This is a genomic window from Bacillus luti (assembly GCF_001884105.1).
Taxonomy (GTDB): domain Bacteria; phylum Bacillota; class Bacilli; order Bacillales; family Bacillaceae_G; genus Bacillus_A; species Bacillus_A luti.
The window spans coordinates 133,340-155,598 of record NZ_MACI01000093.1 but is presented as its reverse complement, the minus strand read 5'-3'; the positions used below and the strand labels follow the sequence as shown (position 1 = coordinate 155,598).

Below are 22,259 nucleotides of genomic sequence, written 5' to 3'. Positions count from 1 at the left end.
GAAACGACATACGTTCCCCTTAATTACTTTTCTCTTCATTTGCTTTTTGAACACCACGAAGGGTTTCCACTCGAACCTCATCTTGTTCAAAGTATTGCACTAAATCACCAATGCGGTCAATTGCTTCCCAGCTTAAATGATGTTCAATTCCTTCTACATCATTGTAAATTTTACTTTCATCCAAACCGATAATACGCATAAATTGCTCTAGCAAGTCATGACGGTATACGAGACGTTCTCCGATTTTTTTACCTTTTGATGTTAATACAAGCCCTCTATATTTTTCATAAATTAGATATTCATCTTTGTCTAATTTTTGCACCATTTTTGTTACAGAGGATGGATGTACACTAAGCGCTTCAGCAATATCAGATACGCGGGCATAACCCTTTTCATCAATCAACAAATAAATTTGTTCAATATAATCTTCCATACTAGGGGTAGGCATCGGTTTCCTCCATCCAATTTCATTTTGCTCATTCCGTACGAAGCAATCAATAAAATGATACACCAGAAAGAATAACGTGACAAGTTGAAAACAAGCCTAAATATATAAAACAAAAAAGAATCTGTATCTGTATACAGACTCTTCTTAAGTAAAGTATTGTATTTCTGCATCAGGGAAAAACTCATGTATATAACCTCTTATTGTTTCTTCTAATACTTCCGCTTCATCTTTTTTATAAACGTATTTTCCGATTCCGTATCGTCCCCATTTATATTTACGCTTCTCTTCATCCATTTCAAGTTTCGTATTCGGATAACGCTCTTGAATGACCTTTTTTGCCGGTTTTGTAAAGCGATGTTGAATTAATTCAAACGTTAAATTCGGTATCGACAAGTCTTTTAGCGCATTGTACAGTCGCTCAAATAGTTCACGGTATCCTTCTTCCCACCCTTCATGCATATAAAGTGGCGCAACAATAAACCCAAGTGGATAACCCGCGCCTGCTACTTTACGAGCCGCTTCAATTCGTTCTTCAAAGGGTGATGTCCCTGGCTCAAAATTTTTAATCACATACCGTGAATTAATACTAAACCTGAAACGAGTTTTCCCATTATGTTTTGCATCTAACAAATGATCAACGTGCGAATATTTCGTAACGAAACGTAAACGCCCGTATTCACTTTCTCCAATAAACTCTATCGCCCGCTTTAATGCATGTGTTAAATGATCAATCCCAACGATATCTGATGTACACGCCGCTTCAAATCTTGTTATTTCAGGTGCTCTTTCGTCCATGTATTGCTTTGCCTTCTGAAATATTTCATCAAGATTAACATACACACGAACGTAAGGCTTACTCCCAAGCGTCGTTTGCAAATAACAATAATGACAATGTCCCATGCACCCTGTTGCAAGCGGGATTGCATATTCAGCTGATGGTTTTGACGTATCAAACTTTAATGTCTTCCTCACCCCAACAACAAGCGTCGCCTTTGCATTACGATATTTTTGCAAATCATTCTCGCCTGGCAAATTTCTAATTTGATTATGAGACGTCGTTTCACGGATTTCTAATCCCATCTTCGTAAACTTCTCATATAGCTCTTTTCCAAGTGGATATTCAAGCGCCTTCGGTTCAAAGTAGACGATTTTTGGCATAAATGGTTTCATACGCTTCCCTCCTCTCGTTAGTATGGGAAACGTAAAAAAATTAACACTCACTAAAGTTTTCCACGTTTTAACAGCCTTTCAAAAGGCTGTTTTTCTTCTGTCTAATTTTACAAATTGAAAAATTTCATAAAGAAAATAAGAAAAATGCAAAATAATTAAAGTTAATTGTTGACGTGATGCTTTTATTATCGGTATCATAAATCTTCGTGAGCAATTATTTTTCGTTATACGATTTTTTTATTATTACTGAGTTTTTGAGAGGAGAAATTAGATGTCAGTTAAGAAGAAAACGCAAGTACGCACCGGCAAAATGGTACGTGAACTAATGTTAGCAGACGAAGATGTAAATGCTTCGCTAATTATGGTATATAGTGAAAACGGTGTAAACGCAGAAATTAAAATCGAGGGCTTAACGCCGAAATGTAACGAAGAATTATTTTTGAGCGGAAACGTGGATTGGAACAAGAGTGTTATTTATAAGATTGTTGATTTCACTGGAAACGCTGAAGTTGGTAAAGTTACATTAACAGCGATGAACAAAAACAATGTTTCTCTAGAAATAGAACGCGTTATGTGGAGTAAAGAAAATAAAGAGGCTGCTGAGCAAGAAGAAGCACCTGTAGAAGTAGCGCCGAAAAAAGAAGTAGTTGTAGAAGCTCCAAAAGCAGTTACACCTGCTCCAAAGCCTGTTACGCGTGTAGAAGCACCTGTTGCAATACCTAAGCCTACTCCGGTATCAACGCCGAAGCCAGTCAGCGTAGAAGCTGCTGTAGAATTATCTACTCCAGCACCTGTGAAAAAAGAAGTACCGACTCCAGTTACAAAGCAAGAGACAGCACCGGTTGCTCCTGCAAAACCGAAGCAGCCTGCTTTGACTGAAACAAACTCAAAATTACAAGAAAATTATGTTAAACTCGTGAAAAAGACGATTGAAGTTTGTCAGGATTACGAGCTTGGCATCGACATAGATGATTCTATCGAAAGCTTAAAAGAAGAACTACAAAGCCAAGGTATTAGCGTTACATTCGACAAAGAAATTATGGACGTTGTAAATCGCCTTCGTTCTTTACAAGATAAAGGAATCAAAGTAGAAAAAGTACTTAATTTACTATAAAGTGAAACTTTAATCAGTGGGGGTTTTGTTCATCCCCCGCTGATTATTAGCCTTCACAAATCGGGAGTTTACGGGTAGCCCAGCTCCCGCCTAACTTCTTTACCCAGCAGAGTTTTTGGGCAGGATGCTTACTGTCCGCAAATAGCGGGATAAAAAAATAAGAGGTGGCAATCGCCATCTCTTATTTTTTATAATTCCATTCATCACTTTCATACTTTTCTTTCGCTAACGTTTGAACTTCATGTAACTGTTCTTCTGTTAATTCATACGGAACAAGCTCTACATCTAATCCTTTTTCAAACCCAACCTCAAACGCTTTTATTAATTGTTCGATCGTAAATGTACGGTCTGTCAATTCATTAATTGCTACCGCTTTTGAAGAGAACATACTCTTCATACGTTCTTTCACCCGTTCGTTCGGGAATAAAAATAGGTCGTATAATTCATCTAAATCTATTTCTAACGGAATCGATCCGTGCTGTAAAATAACACCTTTTTGACGTGTTTGCGCACTACCTGCAATTTTTCTTCCTTCTACTACAATTTCATACCAAGATGGTGCATCAAAACATACGCCTGAACGTGGATTTTTTAAATTTTCACGATCTGCTTCTGTTTTCGGAACTGCGTAATACGCTTCTAATCCTAGCGCTTTAAAACCATCTAATAAACCTTGCGAAATAATACGATACGCTTCTGTAACTGTTTTAGGCATATTCGGGTGATCTTCAGACACAATAACACTGTACGTTAATTCTTTATCGTGTAATACACCCCTACCACCTGTTTGACGACGAACGAATCCATATTTCTTTTCATTAACTATATCCATATTAATATCTTTTTCAACACGCTGGAAATAACCGACTGTTAATGTTGGTACTTCCCATTCATAAAAACGAATTGTTGGTTGCATTTTCTTTTCACTTTGCCAATTTAATAAACATTCATCTAACGCCATATTAAATGCTGGTGAACATTGACCAGAGTTAATATAACACCATTTTTCTTTTCCCATCCTGCACCTCATATAACCAATTATTTTTCACATTCTCTAGTCTACCAAATTCGACAAAATTTGTGAAAGAATACGAAATTTCTTCGTATATACAAATGAATCTGTTGCATAAATACATACGGGCATTATAATATTGAAAGTAGGATAAGAAAAAAGGGAGCGATAGAATCGTGTCAACAACTTGGATTATTTTATTAGCCGTAATCGTAGCGTTCATCGGCTACACTGTATGGATGTATTTCTATCAGAAAAAATTAATTACAACACTTTCAGAAGAAGAGTTTCGCGCTGGTTACCGTAAAGCACAGCTTATCGATATTCGCGAAGCAGACGAATATACTGCAGGGCATATTTTAGGCGCACGTAACATTCCGTTATCACAAATTCGCCTTCGTCATAAAGAACTTCGTAAAGATCAACCAGTTTACTTATACTGCCAAAGCGGATTCCGTACTGGTCGTGCGGCTCAATACTTAAAGAAACAAGGCTACAAAGATTTCTACCAATTACAAGGTGGATTCAAAACGTGGACTGGAAAAATTAAAAAGAAATAATAACATACAAAAACTAGCTGCATCATACAGCTAGTTTTTTCATTTCATATTGTTCGCAATGTATAATAAATTTTGCTTAATCACATCTACATCATTCTCTTCTACATTACGATACAATAGCTGATACTCAATCCCCTTCTCTTTCCAAATAAGCGTCGCAAACTCCTCCCCTCGTTCAAAGTCATCCTTATTTTTAAAATAAGCGGCTGCTCCATTATTCAATCTTATTTGCTCTTGAAATCGTTTCTCTTCCACGAAATCCGGAAAATTATAAGAAAAATCCGCAACATTTAACTCAATATATTCACGCCTACCTTGCTCCTGCTGTTTATATTTAATCGTTAAGACCTTATTCCTTTTTCCAATCGTCCTTACTTCCCCCTTCACATCACTCGTAATGTCGTATGGTAAAAATGTCGGAGCTTTAAACTTCACCGGAAAATATTTCGGGATTTCCTTAAGCGGAATGGGATCCGTAACACGATCCATAGCCCCGCCTGTTGTTCCCACAAAATTTTTTTCTTCTTGCATCGTTTGCTGAAACGAGCACGAACTTAGCACTAGACTAGAAAACACGAAACAAATGATTCTTTTTTTCAATTTGTTTCCGCCCTTTCCTACCGCTCTCTTAACAAATGAAGCGTTTATATGCTCTTCATATTCGCTTCGTTAGCAAACTCCTCCTTTGAATACTTTCCACGTTATTCTCACACATTTTGACAAAACTTTTTATAGACACCAAAAAGCCTCCTGTCATTCTTACGCCCAAATGAAAAGGTTACGCGAATAAAAAGAAGCTTCTTTAATAACATAGTTTGTGAAAAGCTTTTCAGGTCAAGATTTTTTCTTTCTTATTCTTTTCCCTTTATAATAAGAGAAAGAGGTGATACATATGGCCAATATAAAACAAATTGCAAAAACTGCTGGTGTATCTATATCAACTGTTTCTCGTGTCCTGAATAATCACCCTTACGTAAAAGAAGAAAAACGTAAGCGTGTTCTAGATGCTGTTGAAGAATTGAACTATGCGAAAAATATAAATGCTATTCATTTAATAAAGGGTAAAACATATACGATCGGTGTTATGCTCCCTTTTATTAACCTCCCCTACTTCAGTACCATTATTGAAGGAATCGGAAACGAAGCATTAGCAGCTGGATACCACATTAATTTATGCCAAACAAATTACGATAGTATTGAAGAAATTCGCGTTCTTGAAATGATGAAAATGAAACAATTCGACGGAATGATTATTTGCTCTCAAACGAGTTCATGGGAACAAATTGAACCTTTCGCCAAATTTGCCCCTATTATTTCATGTGAAAAAATGAACCACCCCCTCATTTCATCTGTCTATGTAGATCATTATGAAGGCTTCCGCCTCGGTACTGCCTATTTACTCAATAAAGGCCATGAAAAAATCGCGATTTGTTTAGCAAGAAAAACAAGTGCTAATTCTATGGAGCGTGAAAAGGCATTTGCTGATACACTTCATAAAGATGGTAAAACAGTACATCCCGATTGGATTTTCCATCAATGTTATACGATGCAAGATGGTGCAAAAATACTTCATCGTATTTTAAAGATGAAAAATCGTCCAACCGCTATTTTCACAGCGAATGATCAAGTTGCCGCCGGCTTACTAACAGAGGCTAAAAAACATGGCATTCGAGTCCCCGAAGACCTCGCTATTCTTGGATTTGATAATCATGAAATTTCAAAGGCGTTAGACATTTCGACCATTGAACATCCTGGTCTCACGATGGGATCACGCGCTTTCACCTTATTCCATAAACAGATGCAAGACGAACAAATAACCGGGAACTCAGAAGAACTTTCATTCCATTTAATTGAGCGAAAAACAGTCTAAAAGGGAGCGTTGACGATAACGCTCTTTTTCAGTCTTTCACCTATTGACTTTATATTTCCTATCTCATATAATGAACCTAACGAACGGTAGGTAGGGGATGAAAATGACAGCAAACCGCATTAAAGCTGTAGCACTTTCTCATTTCGCACGCTACGGCTACGAAGGAACTTCATTAGCAAATATTGCTCAAGAAGTTGGGATTAAAAAACCATCAATTTACGCACACTTTAAAGGAAAAGAAGAGCTATATTTTATATGCTTAGAATCGGCTCTTCAAAAAGATTTGCAGAGCTTCACAGGCGATATCGAAAGCTTTTCCAATTCGTCCACTGAAGAATTGCTATTAAATTTATTAAAAGGATATGCAAAACGATTTGGTGAAAGTGAAGAATCCATGTTTTGGTTACGAACTTCTTATTTTCCGCCTGATGCATTTCGCGAACAAATTATTAATAAAGCAAATGTGCACATTGAAAACGTCGGAAAACTTTTATTCCCTGTATTTAAAAGAGCAAGCGAACAAGATGAGCTGCATAACATTGAAGTAAAAGATGCCTTAGAGGCTTTTCTATGCTTACTTGACGGTCTCATGGTTGAACTACTATACGCAGGTTTAAATCGTTTTGAGACACGTTTAGACGCTTCTTGGAAAGTATTTTGGCGCGGACTTTCAAACTGACGGATTGCTCCTTTGCAATGCGTCGTTTTTAAGCCCTTTACCTAACGACTGGTAGGAAGGAGAAATGACACATGGCTTGGATTTATGTAATCATAGCTGGTATTATTGAAATCTTTTGGGTGATTGGACTAAAAAAAGCGGAGGCACCACTTGAATGGGCTGGTGTTGCGCTATTAATTACAATTAGTTTCGTCTTATTATTTAGAGCTTATAAAGATTTACCTGTCGGCACTGTATATGCAGTCTTCACAGGAATTGGGGCTGGCGGAATCGTTCTGACAGAGATTTTCGTCTTTGGAGAACCTTTCTCTATTGTAAAAGTATTATTAATCGGTTTAATCTTCTTCGGAGTAATTGGTTTAAAACGAGTAACAGAAGAAAAAGAAGCGAAGGAGGCCGCATAAAATGGCTTGGGTATTTTTAATTCTAGCTGGTATTTGTGAAATTATTGGTGTACTCTTTATGAAAGTAGCCACTGAAAAGAAAGGCTGGGCACCAAAAGTTATTTTAATCGCTAACTTCGCAGTAAGTTTCTTCTTCTTATCCCTTGCGATGGACACGTTACCGATGGGAACTGCTTACGCGATTTGGACTGGAATCGGAACTGCCGGTAGTGCACTTCTAGGCATTCTAATTTTCCGTGAATCAGCGGATTGGCGTCGCCTTGCCTTCTTAAGTTGCATTCTATGCGGCGCTGTTGGCTTAAAACTATTAAGCTAACGTGAGGTGAATGTCATGTGGAAAGAAAAAGGAAGGCAAATGTTAGCATGGAGTACACTTGGTATCGTCATTCTATTACAAATAAGTTTTCATATAATAGAATGGTTGTTTCATAGAGTATTATCCATTTTCACATTCCTTCCTAACATGACACTTGAAATTATATCAATTGTTTGGTCCATTATCGCCTCCATTGCAATCGTCATTATATGGAGTATCGCCAAACTATGGAATAAATTATTTAAAAAGGACAGTACTTCTGAAAAAGAGTAACTGTCCTTTTTTATATTCATTCAGACTTTCTATAGAAGTTTGATGCGATAAGACAAAGAAGACCAACTATGACAACACTTATACCGACCCCTTTATGTAAATTAGGAAATGGTGATGGTATATCTGAATAAAAATTTGATAATATGAGACCGATTGAAAATAAAAATATCCCTATTCTATATAACCATTTTCTTTTATTCATCATTCTCCCCCTAACATTTTTCATACGCTCCTTTCTTTTGGACATACTACCTAAAAAAGGAGTGGATAATATGCAAAATTCTATACATAAGCAAATCCTATTTTTATTTTTCCTCTTTCTCATACTCGTTATCGTTTTCAGCTTTATATTACATACTCCGAAAGATGTACCGAATAGCCTCTCTGTTTATAAACTCTTACTTTCATATTGTCGTTATTGAAAAAGGTGCCTTTTGTAGGGCACCTTTTAAAATTCTCTTTTTTCATATATTTTTACTGAAACGAAGATAGATGCTATGAACATGCATATTGAACCAATGAATAACAAGGTATTATATAATTGAATTTGTTCCAAGTTGATTTGAAACAAAACTTCTAAAACAACTATCGGTGCCATGAATATTACTATCGTAATAAAAATAGTTTTCTTATACCCTAGCCAAAAGGATATTGGTAATACAAAGCTTAAATACACTAAAATAAAGCTAATACTAGCAACTATTGTCGTTTCAATAAATTCAAATAAGTTAACCCCGCTCTTCATTCCCATCGTGAAACAACCGACCGTTACACTTATAAAAAGAATAATAATTGCTACTATATATTTCGCATACACAATTTGTTTTCTCAATATTGGTAAACTATTTACTATAACTTCACTCTCATTTTTACTATCTGCTTCAAATGTTTTTACTGTTGCCCCAATTGTAATAATTACTGACATAATGATGAATAAATTTTCCGTATCTGTTAAGGCCATATAAAAGAAAACAGGATACAGTATGTACCAAATTAAAAATTTCCATTGAATGATGAAATCTTTTAAAATTAGTTGCTTGATCATGTATTACACCCCCTAATATGAAAATGTCCCTTCTATAACTCTGCCTCCTGAAACATTTTCATTGAGAGGAACATTGATACGAATATACTCACTAATACTCCGATACCAAGAACACCCATTGCTTGTGTAGCCTCTTGAGAGTGAAGTACTTTTAACATAATTGTTTTATCACCAAAAATATTGCACATAAGACCAATCATACCAATTAAAGGAAAAAGCATAATCAAATTCAAGACAGTAATAACTTTATATCCCCCAATGTAATTAGTCGGTATCGTTACTGCACAATAAATCAAAGTTGCTACTATTGCTGAAAATACTGCATATCCAGGCATAACTATATCTCTGTTCAATAGAATATTTCCTAATATTATGACTATAAAAGTTGTACTCAAACCAGCCATAATAAATAATGAACTTGCAATATATTTAGCTATAACTATCTCTGTTCTCGTTATAGGCAAACTCACTAATATTTTTTCTGTTTTACTTTTCTCTTCATAATAAAAAGAAATATATATGATCGTACTGCATGTTATAAATAATCCTATTGCAATCCCCATGGGTTGGACTGGATTCCTAAAAACAGAGAAAATAGGTATTAAAAAATATAAAAGAAACATCTTCTTCTGCAAGAAAAACTCCTTCAAAATCAATTGTTGCATATAAATTCTCCTCTCTATAAATCACGCGTTTCATAAATTTTAATTGTAAGAAACATAGAAACGATATAGACACTAGCTAATATCATTCCTCCAACTATAAATACACCAATATGTACTGGATTCATAATCCACTCACTGAATGAAGATGTTGTTTCATTCAGCCCATCACTAATAAATATCCAAAGAATTACACCCACTCCTATTGATGCTGCTGATCCTATACTTCTTACTACCTTCGATTTTGTACCATAATAACTAGGGAAAAACGTGACAACAAAAAATGTGGCATAAACAGCTCCATTTATGACTTCATACCATGGAATTTCAATGTATAGATTAGGATGATATACACCGATATCACTAATAACCACAATACCTCTTATAAGAAAAACAACTAACATCGTAGAGAGAATGGCACCAACAATGAATATTGCACAGGAAATATATCTAGCAATTATGATATCCTTTCGACTTACCGGTAAACTATTTATAACAATGTCACTTTTATTTCTTTCATCCATAACGGTTAACGTCATAACCGATGAAAAGGTTATAAATAGACAACTCATTGGAAATAACAATTCACCACTTGCATCTAACATAAAGAACAAAAGGGGCATAACAAGATTCACTAACCAAATTACCCGAAAAAAGAACAAATCTTTATATACGAGCTGACGCATAAGCACCTCTTCCTTTCGCAGTGTAAACGATGATATCGTCTAATGTAGGCTTTTCTATTACAACCTCATTTCCAAACCAATCGATAATTGCTTGTTTATCCTTCGCTAAACCTTCGAAACCGAATTTATTTTTTCGTAATCCAACAAATAGTTCTTTTCCTTCTCGATCTAATAAATCATTGCTTCCCTTTACGATTACGTAGTTCTCCATTAATTCATCTTTTTCACCAGTAAATATAATTTCTCCATCGTTGATAAACGTAATATAATCTGCAATACGTTCTAAATCCGTTGTAATGTGGGTTGAGAATAATACAGATACTTCATCTTCCATTACAATTTCTTGCAACATATCAAGTAATTCACTTCGAACAACTGGATCTAATCCTGCTGTCGGTTCATCCATAATAATAAACTCTGCATGATGCGAAAGTGCGATAGCAATCGCAAACTTCATTTTCATCCCTTTAGATAGTTCTTTAATCTTTTTATACTTTGGGACTTGCAATCTCTGCATATACGATTGATACTGCTTTTCGTCCCATTTTTTATATAACGGTGCAATAATACGTTTCATTTGTTCACACGTTAAATCTTCGTAGTAATGATTTTCATCATATACAAAACCGATATTTTGTTTTATTTCCTTTTCGGCTTTCTTATTGTCTTTGCCAAAAATTTTTATATCACCACTATCTTTTCTAATTAAATTCATAATCATTTTGATTGTCGTGCTTTTCCCGGCCCCGTTCGGTCCGACAAATCCCATAATATATCCACGCGGTAATGCAAAACTTATATTTTCCACTGCAAAATCTTCATAACTTTTACAAACGTTTTTTAACTCTAACATCCCTTATTCCCCCTCGTATAAACACGCAATCATCTGCTGTAAGTCTTCAAGCGACAGCTGCAACACTTTACTTTCTTTCACAATTTCTTCAGCTTTATTCTCCAATAGACGTAGCCGCTGTTCTTTTAGTAGTTCATTATTTTTACGTGAAACATAAGTCCCCTTCCCAGCGACCGTTTCTATGTATCCTTCTTTTTCAAGCTCTTCGTACGCACGCTTCGTTGTAATTACACTAATTTGTAATTCCTTCGCTAAGCTACGAATAGACGGTAATTGGTCTCCACCCTTTAAACCACCATTTAAAATAAGCTGGCTTAATTGTTTTCTTATTTGCACATAAATAGGGTCTTGGGAAGAATTCGAAATAATAATATTCATGTTTTCCTCCAGTGTGTATATACTGTATATACCTTATATACACAGTATATACACAGCATCCTATTTTTGGCAAGAAAAAAAGACCAACATTTTCCTGTTGGTCTTTCGTATATGTATCACTTTTCAAAGCGATCTAACATCTCGTCTCTCATTCCGAAACTCACTACCGCAATTCCTATATACATAAACAGAAGGAATGCCGGATGAACTGTGTTGTACCAGCTGCTATCAACAATTAAATAAATCGTTAATGCCACAACAAGAACAAACGCTAAGATAAACATATAAAAGTGTCTTGTACTACCCATGATAAACTCCTCTCTTCTCACTTCGCCATTCAACAGTATATTTTATCGAATAATTCGATATGACTCAAGGTTAACTTTCTGTTATGTAATCAAGTTCCACCTTTATGATGTCCTCACACGCTATTGAAATGATTGTTCCTTGCTTATCAATCGCCGTCACTTCTCTATTATCCATTACACGATGCGCTACTCTTTCTAGTACTTTTCCTTGGTCTCGATAACAAAATTCTTTTACATCTTTAATCGTTTTTCCGTTTTCTAAATGGTATATCATTCTATAACACCGATATCCCACAATTTCACCCCCAAACTTGTTCGTTTTTTCACATATAAATAAAAATGAGTCTTTCCTATCTCATTACATCTTCTTAATTTCAATAAAATTCTAACAAAAATAAATACTTTTATCAAACCGACTTTTTCAACAAAACCACCTATAAAACTACATCTTTACAGCAATATGGAACAAAAAAATTTAATTTTTAACATTTTCTTTACTATTTCTGCACAAATTCTCCAAATAAAAAAAGAACCCGCATGTAGCGAGTTCTTTTTTATTCTCATCAAACTTGTACAGGAGCTAGCTTTTCATAACGTAAAACTGGTTTACGTGCAGCCAGTGTTTCGTCTAGACGTTTAATGACTGTCGTATGTGGTGCTTCTTGTACAACTTCTGGATTTTCTTCTACTTCTTTAGCGATTTGAATCATCTTATCAATGAAACCATCTAATGTTTCTTTTGATTCTGTTTCTGTTGGCTCAATCATAATACATTCTTCCACGTTTAATGGGAAGTAAATTGTTGGTGGATGGTAACCGAAATCAAGCAGACGTTTTGCAATATCTAGTGTACGTACACCAAGTTTCTTTTGACGACGACCTGATAATACAAATTCATGCTTACAATGTCTATCGAACGGAAGATCATAGAACGGAGCTAATCTTCTCATCATATAGTTTGCATTTAATACAGCATACTCAGTTACTGCACGTAGTCCATCTGGACCCATAGAACGAATGTATGTGTACGCTCGAACGTTAATTCCGAAGTTACCATAGAATGGTTTCACACGCCCAATTGCCTCTGGACGATCGTAATTGAAGCGATAACCATCTTCTGTTTTCTCTAAAATTGGTTTTGGTAAGTAAGGAATTAAATCAGCTTTCACACCTACTGGACCAGAACCTGGGCCACCGCCGCCGTGAGGACCTGTAAATGTTTTATGAAGGTTTAAATGCACAACGTCAAATCCCATATCTCCTGGGCGTGCTTGGCTTAATACTGCATTTAAGTTTGCACCATCATAGTATAATTTACCGCCTGCGTTATGGACAATTTCTGCCATTTCTAAAATATTTTCTTCGAATAGACCTAATGTATTAGGATTTGTTAACATAAGTGCCGCTGTTTCTTCGTTTACAACACGTTTTAAATCTTCTAAGTCAACAAGACCATTTTCATTTGATTTTACTGTAATTGTTTCAAAACCAGCTACAGTTGCAGATGCTGGATTCGTTCCGTGAGCAGAGTCAGGAACAATTACTTTCGTACGGTTAAAGTCACCATTTGCTTCATGGTATGCACGAATTAACATTAAACCTGTCCATTCTCCGTGTGCACCAGCTGCTGGTTGTAAAGTAACAGTATCCATACCTGTAATTTCAATTAAATGCTCTTGCAAGTCGTACATTAATTCCATTGCACCTTGTACTGTTTTTTCATCTTGAAGTGGATGAATATTTGCAAATCCTGCAAAACGAGCTACGTTTTCGTTAATTTTCGGATTATATTTCATCGTACAAGATCCAAGTGGATAGAAGCCAGAATCAACACCGTGGTTACGGTTTGAAAGTGCTGTATAGTGGCGCATAATGTCAAGTTCAGATACTTCTGGTAACTCAGCATCTTCTACTCGAATATAATCGCTCTCGAACACATCTTCTAGTTTCACTTCTTCTACATCTAATTTGGGTAAGCTATATCCTACGCGTCCTTCTTTACTCACTTCAAAGATAAGTGCTTGGTCTTGGTTCTTCATTGGATAGCCCCCATTTCGTTTACAAGTGTGTCAATTTCCTCTTTTGTACGAAGCTCTGTTACTGCTACAAGCATATGGTTTTCATGCTCTTTATAATCACGGCCTAGGTCGTAACCACCGATAATATTCTTTTGGATTAATGCATCGTTTACTTCTTTTACTGGACGTTTGCAATCTACAACGAACTCATTGAAGAACGGACCAGCAAATGTTACAGTGAAGCCTTTCGCTTCGAATTGACGTTTTGCGTATTGTGCTTTAGAAATATTTTGACGCGCCATTTCTTTCACACCTTGTTTTCCAAGTGCAGTCATTGCAACTGATGCTGCTAATGCATTTAACGCTTGGTTTGAACAAATGTTAGACGTCGCTTTATCACGGCGAATATGCTGTTCACGCGCTTGTAACGTTAATACAAATCCACGTTTACCATCTGAATCTACAGTTTGTCCAACAAGACGTCCTGGAATTTTACGCATGAATGCTTTCGTTGTTGCAAAGTAACCACAGTGCGGTCCACCAAACTGCGTTGGAATACCAAATGGTTGTGCATCACCGATTACAATATCAGCACCAAATTTTCCTGGTGGTGTTAATGCGCCTAATGATAATGGATTTGAAGAAACGATAAATAATGATTTTTGTTGGTGAACGATTTTTTCAATATCCGCTAACTTTTCAACTTGTCCGAAGAAGTTTGGATATTGAACAATTACACAAGCAACTGTATCGTCTACTTCACTTTGTAATACGTCTAAATCTGTTACACCATCTTTATGATTAATTTCAACAACTTCTAAATGTTGACCTTTTGCGTATGTTTCAAGTACTGCTCTTGATTCCGGATGAACTGCACTAGATACAAGAATTTTCTTTTTACGAGTATGGCCAGCTGCCAGCATTGCTGCTTCAGCTAAAGCTGTACCTCCGTCATACATAGAAGAGTTCGCTACGTCCATTCCTGTTAATTCACAAATCATCGTTTGGAATTCAAAAATCGCTTGTAATTCCCCTTGTGAAATTTCTGGTTGGTATGGCGTGTAAGCTGTATAAAATTCTGAACGAGAAATCACATGATCAACAATTACTGGAGCGTAATGATCGTATACACCTGCTCCTAAGAAAGAAGCGTATTCTTTTAAGTTCGCATTTTTGCCAGCCATTTGAGATAACTCTTTTAAAAGCTCTGGCTCTGATTTTGCTTCTTTAATTTTTAAGTCCCCTTTAAAACGAACACTCTCTGGAATATCAGAGAATAACTCATCGATCGTTTGAACGCCGATCGTTTGTAACATTTCTTTTTTGTCTTCTTCTGTCATTGGAAGATAACGATGCAACATGAAATCTACCCCTCTCCCCGTTACTTTGAACGTTTATAAAATGGTGTTGGAACAACTACTGCTTTGACGCGTTTATTACGAATTTCAATTTCTACTTCTGTATCAACTGCTGCGTATTTTACATCAATTAGTGCTAAACCAATGCTTTTCTTTAACGTTGGAGATTGTGTACCACTCGTTACTTCCCCGATTTTTTCTTCGCCTATAAATACAGGGTAATGCGTACGAGGAATACCGCGTTCGATTACTTCGATGCCGACTAATTTACGAGATGCACCGTTTTCTTTTTGCTCTTTTAACGTTTCTTTTCCAAAGAAGTCTGCTTCTTTATTTGGTTTTACCGCAAAGCCAATTCCAGCTTCAATCGGTGTAATATCTTTCGATAATTCTTGACCATAAAGTGGTAATGTTGCTTCGAAGCGAAGTGTATCACGAGCACCTAAACCACATGCTTTTAAGCCTTCTTCTGCTCCCACTTCAAGAAGTTTCTCCCAAAGTTTTGCAGCATCTTCACTCTTACAGTAAATTTCAAATCCATCTTCACCTGTGTAACCCGTACGAGATACAAGTGCAGGAATTCCATCTACAAGAATATCGTTTTTAAATTTAAAGAACTTAATTTCTTTCAAATCTTCTGACACAACTTTTTGTAAAATGCCTTCTGCTTTTGGTCCTTGAATTGCAAGCTGTGCAACTTCACTAGAAACATTGACTACTGTCGCATCGCCAATTACATGACTTGCTAACCATTCGTAATCTTTCTCGATATTTGATGCATTGATTACTAATAAATAGTCTTCTTCACCACGTTTGTAGATTAATAAATCATCTACTGTACCACCATTTTCGTAGCACATAGCTGTATATTGTGCGCCCCCTACCTTTAAGGTAGATACGTCATTTGTAACAACACGTTGTAAAAATGCTAAACTATCTACACCCTTTACTTCAACTTCTCCCATATGAGATACATCGAACAAACCTGCCGCTGTACGTACAGCTTCATGCTCTTCTTTAATGCTTGAAAATTGAACTGGTAATTCCCAACCACCGAAGTCGATTGTTTTCCCACCATACTTAGCGTATACATCAAATAACGGTGTACGTTGTAATGTAATCATGCTCTCTCCCCCTTATGCTCTGACAAATCAATAAAAGTTGTTTCCCTTATCTAAACATTTTCATTCTGAAAAGATAGGATATACGGAATCTCATTATATTTTTTTATGAAAGCGTAAATAAAAAATCACTTTCTTGGATAAAATACGAAAGATTCCACACATTTCACACCATTATCCTAACATCATTCGCTATATTTCATCAATATTCTAGCATAAAAAATAATTTAGAATTTTTTACACTTAATCTTATTAAATACAGCTTTTGAGATTTCATACGTTATTATTGTCTGTCATATCGCCTTTAATAACGATAATAATGCCTTCTTTCAAGGCGAATCATCATACACTTAAAAATAATTTCTTTAGTTTATAAAAGGTGGGAGAGTTGTAATGAATGTTGATATTTCCGTAGATCGGACGTGGCAAAACAATTTTTTAAATAGAATTGATGAAGATGGTCCTTGGACAAACTGGGATTTATACCATTTAGCTTATGAAACAGAAAAATCATTACTTGTTCCTACTTTCGATGGACTACAAGCACCGAAACATTTATCCCATTTCACACCGCTTCCTCATCAATTAGAAGTTGCTCAAAATGTGATTGAACAAATGAACGGTAAAGCGATACTAGCAGACGAAGTAGGACTTGGAAAAACGATTGAAGCTGGACTTATTTTAAAAGAATATATGGTGCGTGGGCTTGTAAAAAAAGTACTCATACTTGTACCAGCTTCTCTCGTGTCACAATGGGCATACGAACTGAACACAAAATTTTTCATTCCAGCAGTAGCGCAAAAGAAAAGCTATTCATGGGAGCAAGCTGATGTGATTGTCTCATCCATTGATACTGCAAAGCGTTCACCACATCGCGATATCGTTTTAAACTTAGAATATGACCTTATCATTATCGATGAAGCACATAAACTGAAAAATAATAAAACAAAAAACTATGAATTTGCACAAAGATTAAAAAAGAAGTTTTGTTTATTACTAACCGCAACTCCTGTTCAAAATAAGATTGATGAAATTTTCAACCTTGTTTCTTTATTAAAGCCAGGACATTTAGGAAATCAATCAAACTTCGAAGAATATTACGCTTCAAAAAATCGTTCAGCCGAATCAGATGAGGACTTAAAAGCTCTCATTAACAAAGTAATGGTCCGAAATAGACGCCATAATACTGGAATTGATTGGCCAAAGAGGCATGTACGTACAATTTTTGTTGAGTTTAACGAAGAAGAACAAGCTTTGTATAACGATATTGAAAATTGGCGAGGACAAGATGCTTTCACATCTGCTTTCTCATCATTAACTTTAAAAAGGGAAGCGTGCAGTAGTCGTGAGGCTGTTTACTATTCATTAAAAAAACATGTAGAAAAACGACAGAAGGAAAATGAGCATTACATAAAGGACCCGCATATTGATGTCCTAATGGATAAAATTAATCATATTCCTTTTAACTCAAAGGCAACTAAAGCTCTAGAGCTTATACAAGAAATCAATGATAAAGTCGTCATATTCACGGAATACCGAGCATCACAAATGTATTTACAATGGTTTTTACAACAACACGGCATTTCTTCTGTACCATTCCGAGGCGGATTTAAACGCGGGAAGAAAGATTGGATGAAGGAACTTTTCCAAAACCGTGCTCAAGTGTTAATTGCAACGGAAGCTGGCGGAGAAGGTATTAACTTACAGTTTTGTAGCCATATGATTAATTACGACTTACCATGGAACCCAATGCGCCTTGAACAAAGAATTGGACGTATTCACCGCCTTGGTCAAAAAAATGATGTTCATATTTATAACTTAGCTACAAAGCATACTGTTGAAGAACATATTTTGAAACTGTTATATGAAAAAATCAATTTATTTGAGCGTGTTATCGGTGAACTCGATGAAATTTTAACGAGAATTAATATGAAAAACATCGATGCACATATTCAAGAAATTTTTGCTCAATCAAAAAGCGAAGGAGAAATTCGAATTAAGATGGAAAACTTAACATCTATTATCGACTTTGCGAAACGAAATGAAGCTGAGGTGCAAGGCTATGCAGCAACATGAAATCCATAATTACTTATACAATTTCTTTGAGGCGAATAACTGTGAAATTTTAGGGCGTTCCCCTCATCTACTAGACGTGCAATTAACGATTGAGATGGATAAATTATTGATGAACCGCCCTTTTTATTGGCACTATCTTGAGAAAACAGGAGGCGTACCGAATCCGATGCGCCTTACTCTTATTACCAATCCAGAAAATGAAGAAAACGATGGCGAACTTATTCACTACGGTTCACCACGTCTACATCAAATTTTCCAGACGACAAAAGAACTCGGATCTTACATACGCTTATACGAAGAGGTAAGGCATAACGGTGCAACGCATACCCCACTCCATCCGTGGCTCGGTATAAATATAAAAGTTTCCTACCAATGTGATCGAAAAAAAGACATCCTTCACTCCATTGGCATTCATCTCATTTCCGGCACAATGATGGCAAACTTTCATGACACATTAACTAATATTAAACTCACACCAAAAATACCTGACTTTTGTTTTACACTCTCGCCTATCATTAAACCGCAAAGCGGGTTACAACGTATAGAGGACGCTTTAAAAAATATTATTGCAGAAGATGACCATACGTGGGCAAAAGAAGCAAGAGTGCGCTGGAATCACGATTTAGATCTTTTAAATCGGTTTTATGAAGAAAGTGATGAACTTCCCGAAAGCTATGAAATTGAAAAACAAGCCTTGCAAGAACAATATGAACCACGCATTACAGTGCAAATTATTAACGGTGGTCTTTTTTATATTACCGCGAATCATTTTCTAAATTAAAAAGCCCCTTCTGTTTTAGAAGGAGCTTTATTTTTGAATTATCCTCTATCGCCATTACGCTCTTGCTGTTTTTGCTTTGCCATACGTTTTTGATACGCACGATCCTTTGCACTCACATGATTTGCATCAGTTGGAAGATTCTCTTTTGAACGGCCAATTCCATTGCTCATCTGTTTCACTCCTTTTATATCTTTCAAAATACACCCTTATTTTCAGCTAGAGGGACAATCCTTATACAAAAAAATAAGAGCAGCCGTTAGCCGCTCTTACTCATTTACGTATTTTTGAAACATATCATGGATGCCTTTATTTACGAGGTTCGAGATCTGCTCGTCAGATTTATTCGGATAACGATCACGTAATCTGATAGATGCCTTCACCATTAAATTTTCTAGTACAGAACGGCCACCTTCTCCATAAATAATTTCAGCATACTTAACAAGCCTTCCATCCTCTACTGTTGCTGGATTATGATTGAAGAAAAATTTACTCATTGTCTCCACCTCTCTCTTTTGATAACGTTTACATTTATATAGATTATTTATGTTATTTATTTCACAATATTGTATGCATGTATATTTAATTAGTTTCATTATAAAGCAACATATCGATAGTAAATATGTGATTTTCCGTCCATTTTGTGAACAAACCAAAAAATGAAAGCGTTTCCTTTATTATATACTAAAAAAACTTACTACGCTAGGGGCAATTTTTTCAATCTACTAATCCCTCAAAAAGTGATATATTTTTTCTTTTCCCATTAAACCTTATACAATTTTCAGAAATTATATTATAAAATATATGTATGACTTAAGGAGGATTTGTATGAATCAAAATAAAAAAGCTATATTAGATCTTGTCTTTTATCTCGTAATCCCATTCCTCATTTGGAAATTTGCAAAACCTTATATCGATCCTTATTACGCGATGTTACTTTCCTCTGTTCCGGGGATTATTTATACACTGTATACCTTTAAAAAAGAAAAACAGTTTAACGTGACAGGGTTCTTTATTTTAATTACACTCATTTCTAATACAACGGTAGATTTATTATCTGGATCAGCTGAACGAATGTTGTGGAACGATGCGTACTATCACATCGTACTCGGTATTATCGTCATATGTACAATATTTATAAAAAAACCACTTATGTTATATTTCGCTGCAGATATTGCCGCATTGCAAGGGCATGACCGTGATAAAAGCCGTGAGCTGTATCGTGATAGTCGTATATATCCAGCATTGCAATATTTAACGCTATTTTTCGGCCTGCAATTTATATTAAAAAGCTTTTTAAAAATTTATTTCATCTCTGTTTTCGGTGTAGATGGCTACGGTGAAATGAGAGCGATTATGACTGCTGTCGGCTGGGGCATTTCCATTTGTATCGGAATAGGGTTCGTATGGGTGAACAATAAAATACATGCAGTTACTGAAGAACAAGAATCTGTGCAGTAAATAAAAATCCCCTAGTAGTATGATGCTACTAGGGATTTTCATATTGCTACACATATTATGAACTCGTTAACTTGATTTTTTTCTTTTATTTTTTACGTTGCGATAAAACAAAGCAGCACTAAGCGGCATAACACCAAACCACTTATTCATAAATGGCTCTTTTTCAGCACGGCGTTGTTCTTTCTTTTGTTTACGATCTTCTTTTGGAGCATCCATATACGACACAAACTGCTGTGTCACAAAGCGAACATAATCATTAGTAGACATATTATCATCACCTCTACTTGATTAGTATGTCCACTTTTTTATACATTAATCTTCGCCTTTAATTCATTCATAATTTGTTCTATCGACTTATTTGTCGTATCAATATAAATCTCTGCCTCCTCATAATAAGCTCGGCGCGATTCAAATTTAGCTACAAATGCATCTATGTCTTTCTTTTGAAATAGTGGACGCGTCGTATCTTCACGAAGCCTCTCTGCAATTACATGTGGATCACAATATAAATACACAACTGTTCCATTTTCCTTCATCCACTTTCGATTTTCCGCCCGTTCAATAATTCCTCCACCAGTTGTAATAATTACATTATGAACCGGTAGTGAACGTAGCATTTCACTTTCATATTCCCGAAAAGCCATTTCACCTTCTTCGGCAAAAATATTACGAATTGCCTTCTCTTGCTTCTCTTCGATTTTTTGATCAGTATCTACAACATCGATATGAAGTTCTTTACTTAACGCTTTTCCAATTGTTGTTTTCCCAGCTCCCATATAACCGGTTATGTATATAGATTTCATTTTCGTTCCTCTCAATCATCCTTTGTTATTTGTTATTATAACGAAAGATGTTATTTTATTTAACAAAAAAACGTTTTGTTCTCCTTATACAATGAAGAACAAAACGTCACATACACACTTTTACTTATAAGTACCTCTTCTCACCCACTGCGTTGCAATCCATTTTTCGCCTTTCGTTACAGGAGCTCCTCCATGTAACGTAAGCTCATTTAGTGATTGGTCTTGATAAAAATACTCAAAGTATACTGCCATTCCCTTTCTAGGGTTCACAGAAAGATTTAATTTCGGGAAGAACGTTTCTCCGCCTTCTTCTACATCATTTAAGTACATTACAAGCGTACTAATACGATTATTAGCAGCTGATCTACTATGTTCCGCAAAATAATCATAGTGCGCTTTATATTGTTGATCCACTTCATAATTTAAAATGTGCAATCCTTCTCCATGCGACGCAGGAACATTCATGATAGATGAAATTCGTTTTTCAATCTTCGCAGTAAGTTCATTATCATCCAAAAATGCACCTTTACTCGTTCGAATATCATTTACATCACGTGATGAACCAACTTTAGAACGTGCTAACTTACTTTTAGACAATTCGATTAATTCATCACACTCTTCATCACTTAATACATTTCCTAACACGACAATAAGAGGTTCTTCGAATCTTGAAATAATGTGTATTTCCCTATCTTCTGTCATAATTGCATTTCCTGTATGATCAAAAATAGTTTGTTCCTTATTTTCACCTAGTTGATTATTGTTTGTCATTTCCCGATTCTCCCTAAATAAATAATGATTGGATAGCATGAATATATCATATTCTTTCTACCTTTCTCTTTTTTGAGAAAATTTAAACTTTCAAT

General features: G+C 35.6%; 30 protein-coding genes and 1 pseudogene. 11 read left to right on the top strand and 20 right to left on the bottom strand.

The window, feature by feature from the left end; translation table 11 throughout:
* Window positions 1–19: 19 nt before the first annotated feature.
* Entirely contained in the window at window positions 20–448 is a 429-nt protein-coding gene (gene mntR, locus BAQ48_RS23540; RefSeq protein ID WP_001143071.1) for a transcriptional regulator MntR, read from the bottom strand.
* A 144-nt stretch (window positions 449–592) separates the two neighbouring features.
* Entirely contained in the window at window positions 593–1,618 is a 1,026-nt protein-coding gene (gene splB / locus BAQ48_RS23535) for a spore photoproduct lyase (protein WP_071713026.1), read from the bottom strand.
* Window positions 1,619–1,889: 271 nt separating this feature from the next.
* On the opposite strand from splB, the gene BAQ48_RS23530 reads away from it, so the two are divergent.
* Window positions 1,890–2,732 carry a hypothetical protein gene (locus BAQ48_RS23530; RefSeq protein ID WP_071713025.1) on the top strand — a complete coding sequence of 281 codons (843 nt, stop codon included), beginning with the start codon at window positions 1,890–1,892 and terminating at the stop codon, window positions 2,730–2,732.
* A 181-nt stretch (window positions 2,733–2,913) separates the two neighbouring features.
* Here the strand turns inward: BAQ48_RS23530 and BAQ48_RS23525 are convergent, their stop codons facing one another.
* Window positions 2,914–3,750, bottom strand: coding sequence for a lipoate--protein ligase family protein (locus tag BAQ48_RS23525; RefSeq protein ID WP_000514087.1), 837 nt, complete (start codon window positions 3,748–3,750; stop codon window positions 2,914–2,916).
* A gap of 170 nt (window positions 3,751–3,920) precedes the next feature.
* Between BAQ48_RS23525 and BAQ48_RS23520 the strand changes: the two genes are divergently transcribed.
* Window positions 3,921–4,304: a rhodanese-like domain-containing protein gene (locus BAQ48_RS23520; RefSeq protein ID WP_000108655.1), complete on the top strand. Its 384-nt coding sequence runs from the start codon at window positions 3,921–3,923 to the stop codon at window positions 4,302–4,304.
* Window positions 4,305–4,343: 39 nt separating this feature from the next.
* On the opposite strand, the gene BAQ48_RS23515 is transcribed toward BAQ48_RS23520, so the two are convergent.
* Entirely contained in the window at window positions 4,344–4,880 is a 537-nt protein-coding gene (locus tag BAQ48_RS23515; RefSeq protein ID WP_071713072.1) for a DNA polymerase III subunit delta, read from the bottom strand.
* Between the two features lie 316 nt (window positions 4,881–5,196).
* Between BAQ48_RS23515 and BAQ48_RS23510 the strand changes: the two genes are divergently transcribed.
* From BAQ48_RS23510 to BAQ48_RS23490, 5 genes are all read left to right on the top strand, one after another.
* A complete protein-coding gene (locus BAQ48_RS23510; RefSeq protein WP_071713024.1) occupies window positions 5,197–6,174 on the top strand; it encodes a LacI family DNA-binding transcriptional regulator in 978 nt (325 codons plus the stop codon).
* Window positions 6,175–6,271: 97 nt separating this feature from the next.
* A complete protein-coding gene (locus BAQ48_RS23505; protein WP_071713023.1) occupies window positions 6,272–6,853 on the top strand; it encodes a TetR/AcrR family transcriptional regulator in 582 nt (193 codons plus the stop codon).
* A 71-nt stretch (window positions 6,854–6,924) separates the two neighbouring features.
* Complete coding sequence (locus BAQ48_RS23500; protein ID WP_000312344.1) at window positions 6,925–7,257, top strand: DMT family transporter; 333 nt, start codon at window positions 6,925–6,927, stop codon at window positions 7,255–7,257.
* A gap of 1 nt (window position 7,258) precedes the next feature.
* Complete coding sequence (locus BAQ48_RS23495; RefSeq protein WP_016080306.1) at window positions 7,259–7,573, top strand: DMT family transporter; 315 nt, start codon at window positions 7,259–7,261, stop codon at window positions 7,571–7,573.
* A gap of 15 nt (window positions 7,574–7,588) precedes the next feature.
* Complete coding sequence (locus tag BAQ48_RS23490; protein ID WP_071713022.1) at window positions 7,589–7,846, top strand: DUF3975 family protein; 258 nt, start codon at window positions 7,589–7,591, stop codon at window positions 7,844–7,846.
* A 16-nt stretch (window positions 7,847–7,862) separates the two neighbouring features.
* Here BAQ48_RS23490 and BAQ48_RS23485 read toward each other — a convergent pair whose 3' ends face one another.
* The 11 genes from BAQ48_RS23485 to gcvT all read right to left on the bottom strand — a co-directional run bounded on the left by BAQ48_RS23485 (window position 7,863) and on the right by gcvT (window position 16,278).
* Window positions 7,863–8,048, bottom strand: a complete 186-nt coding sequence (locus BAQ48_RS23485) for a hypothetical protein (protein WP_071713021.1) — start codon at window positions 8,046–8,048, stop codon at window positions 7,863–7,865.
* A 246-nt stretch (window positions 8,049–8,294) separates the two neighbouring features.
* Window positions 8,295–8,891: an ABC-2 transporter permease gene (locus BAQ48_RS23480; RefSeq protein ID WP_000595341.1), complete on the bottom strand. Its 597-nt coding sequence runs from the start codon at window positions 8,889–8,891 to the stop codon at window positions 8,295–8,297.
* A 32-nt stretch (window positions 8,892–8,923) separates the two neighbouring features.
* Entirely contained in the window at window positions 8,924–9,556 is a 633-nt protein-coding gene (locus BAQ48_RS23475; protein WP_071713020.1) for an ABC-2 transporter permease, read from the bottom strand.
* A gap of 14 nt (window positions 9,557–9,570) precedes the next feature.
* A complete protein-coding gene (locus tag BAQ48_RS23470; RefSeq protein WP_001249554.1) occupies window positions 9,571–10,239 on the bottom strand; it encodes an ABC-2 transporter permease in 669 nt (222 codons plus the stop codon).
* Window positions 10,220–11,092, bottom strand: coding sequence for an ABC transporter ATP-binding protein (locus BAQ48_RS23465; protein ID WP_071713019.1), 873 nt, complete (start codon window positions 11,090–11,092; stop codon window positions 10,220–10,222). The genes BAQ48_RS23470 and BAQ48_RS23465 overlap by 20 nt, the downstream gene beginning before the upstream one ends.
* A gap of 3 nt (window positions 11,093–11,095) precedes the next feature.
* Window positions 11,096–11,470: a GntR family transcriptional regulator gene (locus BAQ48_RS23460; RefSeq protein ID WP_071713018.1), complete on the bottom strand. Its 375-nt coding sequence runs from the start codon at window positions 11,468–11,470 to the stop codon at window positions 11,096–11,098.
* Window positions 11,471–11,586: 116 nt separating this feature from the next.
* Complete coding sequence (locus tag BAQ48_RS23455; RefSeq protein WP_000535933.1) at window positions 11,587–11,778, bottom strand: hypothetical protein; 192 nt, start codon at window positions 11,776–11,778, stop codon at window positions 11,587–11,589.
* A gap of 70 nt (window positions 11,779–11,848) precedes the next feature.
* Window positions 11,849–12,052 carry a DUF3929 family protein gene (locus BAQ48_RS23450; protein WP_000639159.1) on the bottom strand — a complete coding sequence of 68 codons (204 nt, stop codon included), beginning with the start codon at window positions 12,050–12,052 and terminating at the stop codon, window positions 11,849–11,851.
* 289 nt (window positions 12,053–12,341) lie between these two features.
* Window positions 12,342–13,817, bottom strand: a complete 1,476-nt coding sequence (gene gcvPB / locus BAQ48_RS23445; RefSeq protein WP_071713017.1) for an aminomethyl-transferring glycine dehydrogenase subunit 2 — start codon at window positions 13,815–13,817, stop codon at window positions 12,342–12,344.
* Window positions 13,814–15,157: an aminomethyl-transferring glycine dehydrogenase subunit 1 gene (gene gcvPA / locus BAQ48_RS23440; RefSeq protein WP_000903225.1), complete on the bottom strand. Its 1,344-nt coding sequence runs from the start codon at window positions 15,155–15,157 to the stop codon at window positions 13,814–13,816. Before gcvPA ends, gcvPB begins: the two co-directional genes overlap by 4 nt.
* Window positions 15,158–15,177: 20 nt before the next feature.
* The gene (gcvT, locus tag BAQ48_RS23435; RefSeq protein WP_000631767.1) at window positions 15,178–16,278 is read right to left on the bottom strand and encodes a glycine cleavage system aminomethyltransferase GcvT; all 1,101 of its coding nucleotides are present in this window, start codon (window positions 16,276–16,278) and stop codon (window positions 15,178–15,180) included.
* A gap of 390 nt (window positions 16,279–16,668) precedes the next feature.
* Here gcvT and BAQ48_RS23430 point away from each other — a divergent pair, with 390 nt between their 5' ends.
* Together BAQ48_RS23430 and BAQ48_RS23425 are read left to right on the top strand one after the other, a co-directional pair.
* Entirely contained in the window at window positions 16,669–18,351 is a 1,683-nt protein-coding gene (locus BAQ48_RS23430) for a DEAD/DEAH box helicase (RefSeq protein WP_001100034.1), read from the top strand.
* A complete protein-coding gene (locus BAQ48_RS23425) occupies window positions 18,338–19,132 on the top strand; it encodes a YqhG family protein (RefSeq protein WP_071713016.1) in 795 nt (264 codons plus the stop codon). The genes BAQ48_RS23430 and BAQ48_RS23425 overlap by 14 nt, the downstream gene beginning before the upstream one ends.
* Window positions 19,133–19,170: 38 nt before the next feature.
* Here the strand turns inward: BAQ48_RS23425 and BAQ48_RS28440 are convergent, their stop codons facing one another.
* Complete coding sequence (locus tag BAQ48_RS28440; protein WP_000064669.1) at window positions 19,171–19,302, bottom strand: hypothetical protein; 132 nt, start codon at window positions 19,300–19,302, stop codon at window positions 19,171–19,173.
* 96 nt (window positions 19,303–19,398) lie between these two features.
* Window positions 19,399–19,626, bottom strand: a complete 228-nt coding sequence (locus BAQ48_RS23415; RefSeq protein WP_000032701.1) for a hypothetical protein — start codon at window positions 19,624–19,626, stop codon at window positions 19,399–19,401.
* A gap of 73 nt (window positions 19,627–19,699) precedes the next feature.
* Here BAQ48_RS23415 and BAQ48_RS23410 point away from each other — a divergent pair.
* A pseudogene (locus BAQ48_RS23410) lies at window positions 19,700–19,817 on the top strand (GTP pyrophosphokinase).
* 140 nt (window positions 19,818–19,957) lie between these two features.
* Window positions 19,958–20,590: a VC0807 family protein gene (locus BAQ48_RS23405; protein ID WP_001073111.1), complete on the top strand. Its 633-nt coding sequence runs from the start codon at window positions 19,958–19,960 to the stop codon at window positions 20,588–20,590.
* 66 nt (window positions 20,591–20,656) lie between these two features.
* On the opposite strand, the gene BAQ48_RS23400 is transcribed toward BAQ48_RS23405, so the two are convergent.
* The 3 genes from BAQ48_RS23400 to BAQ48_RS23390 form a co-directional block, all read right to left on the bottom strand.
* The gene (locus tag BAQ48_RS23400) at window positions 20,657–20,857 is read right to left on the bottom strand and encodes a YqzE family protein (protein WP_000106081.1); all 201 of its coding nucleotides are present in this window, start codon (window positions 20,855–20,857) and stop codon (window positions 20,657–20,659) included.
* Between the two features lie 38 nt (window positions 20,858–20,895).
* Window positions 20,896–21,393, bottom strand: coding sequence for a shikimate kinase (locus BAQ48_RS23395; RefSeq protein WP_071713015.1), 498 nt, complete (start codon window positions 21,391–21,393; stop codon window positions 20,896–20,898).
* A 120-nt stretch (window positions 21,394–21,513) separates the two neighbouring features.
* On the bottom strand, window positions 21,514–22,164 hold the full coding sequence (locus BAQ48_RS23390) for a 2OG-Fe(II) oxygenase (protein ID WP_000183888.1): 651 nt from the start codon (window positions 22,162–22,164) through the stop codon (window positions 21,514–21,516).
* Window positions 22,165–22,259 lie beyond the last annotated feature (95 nt).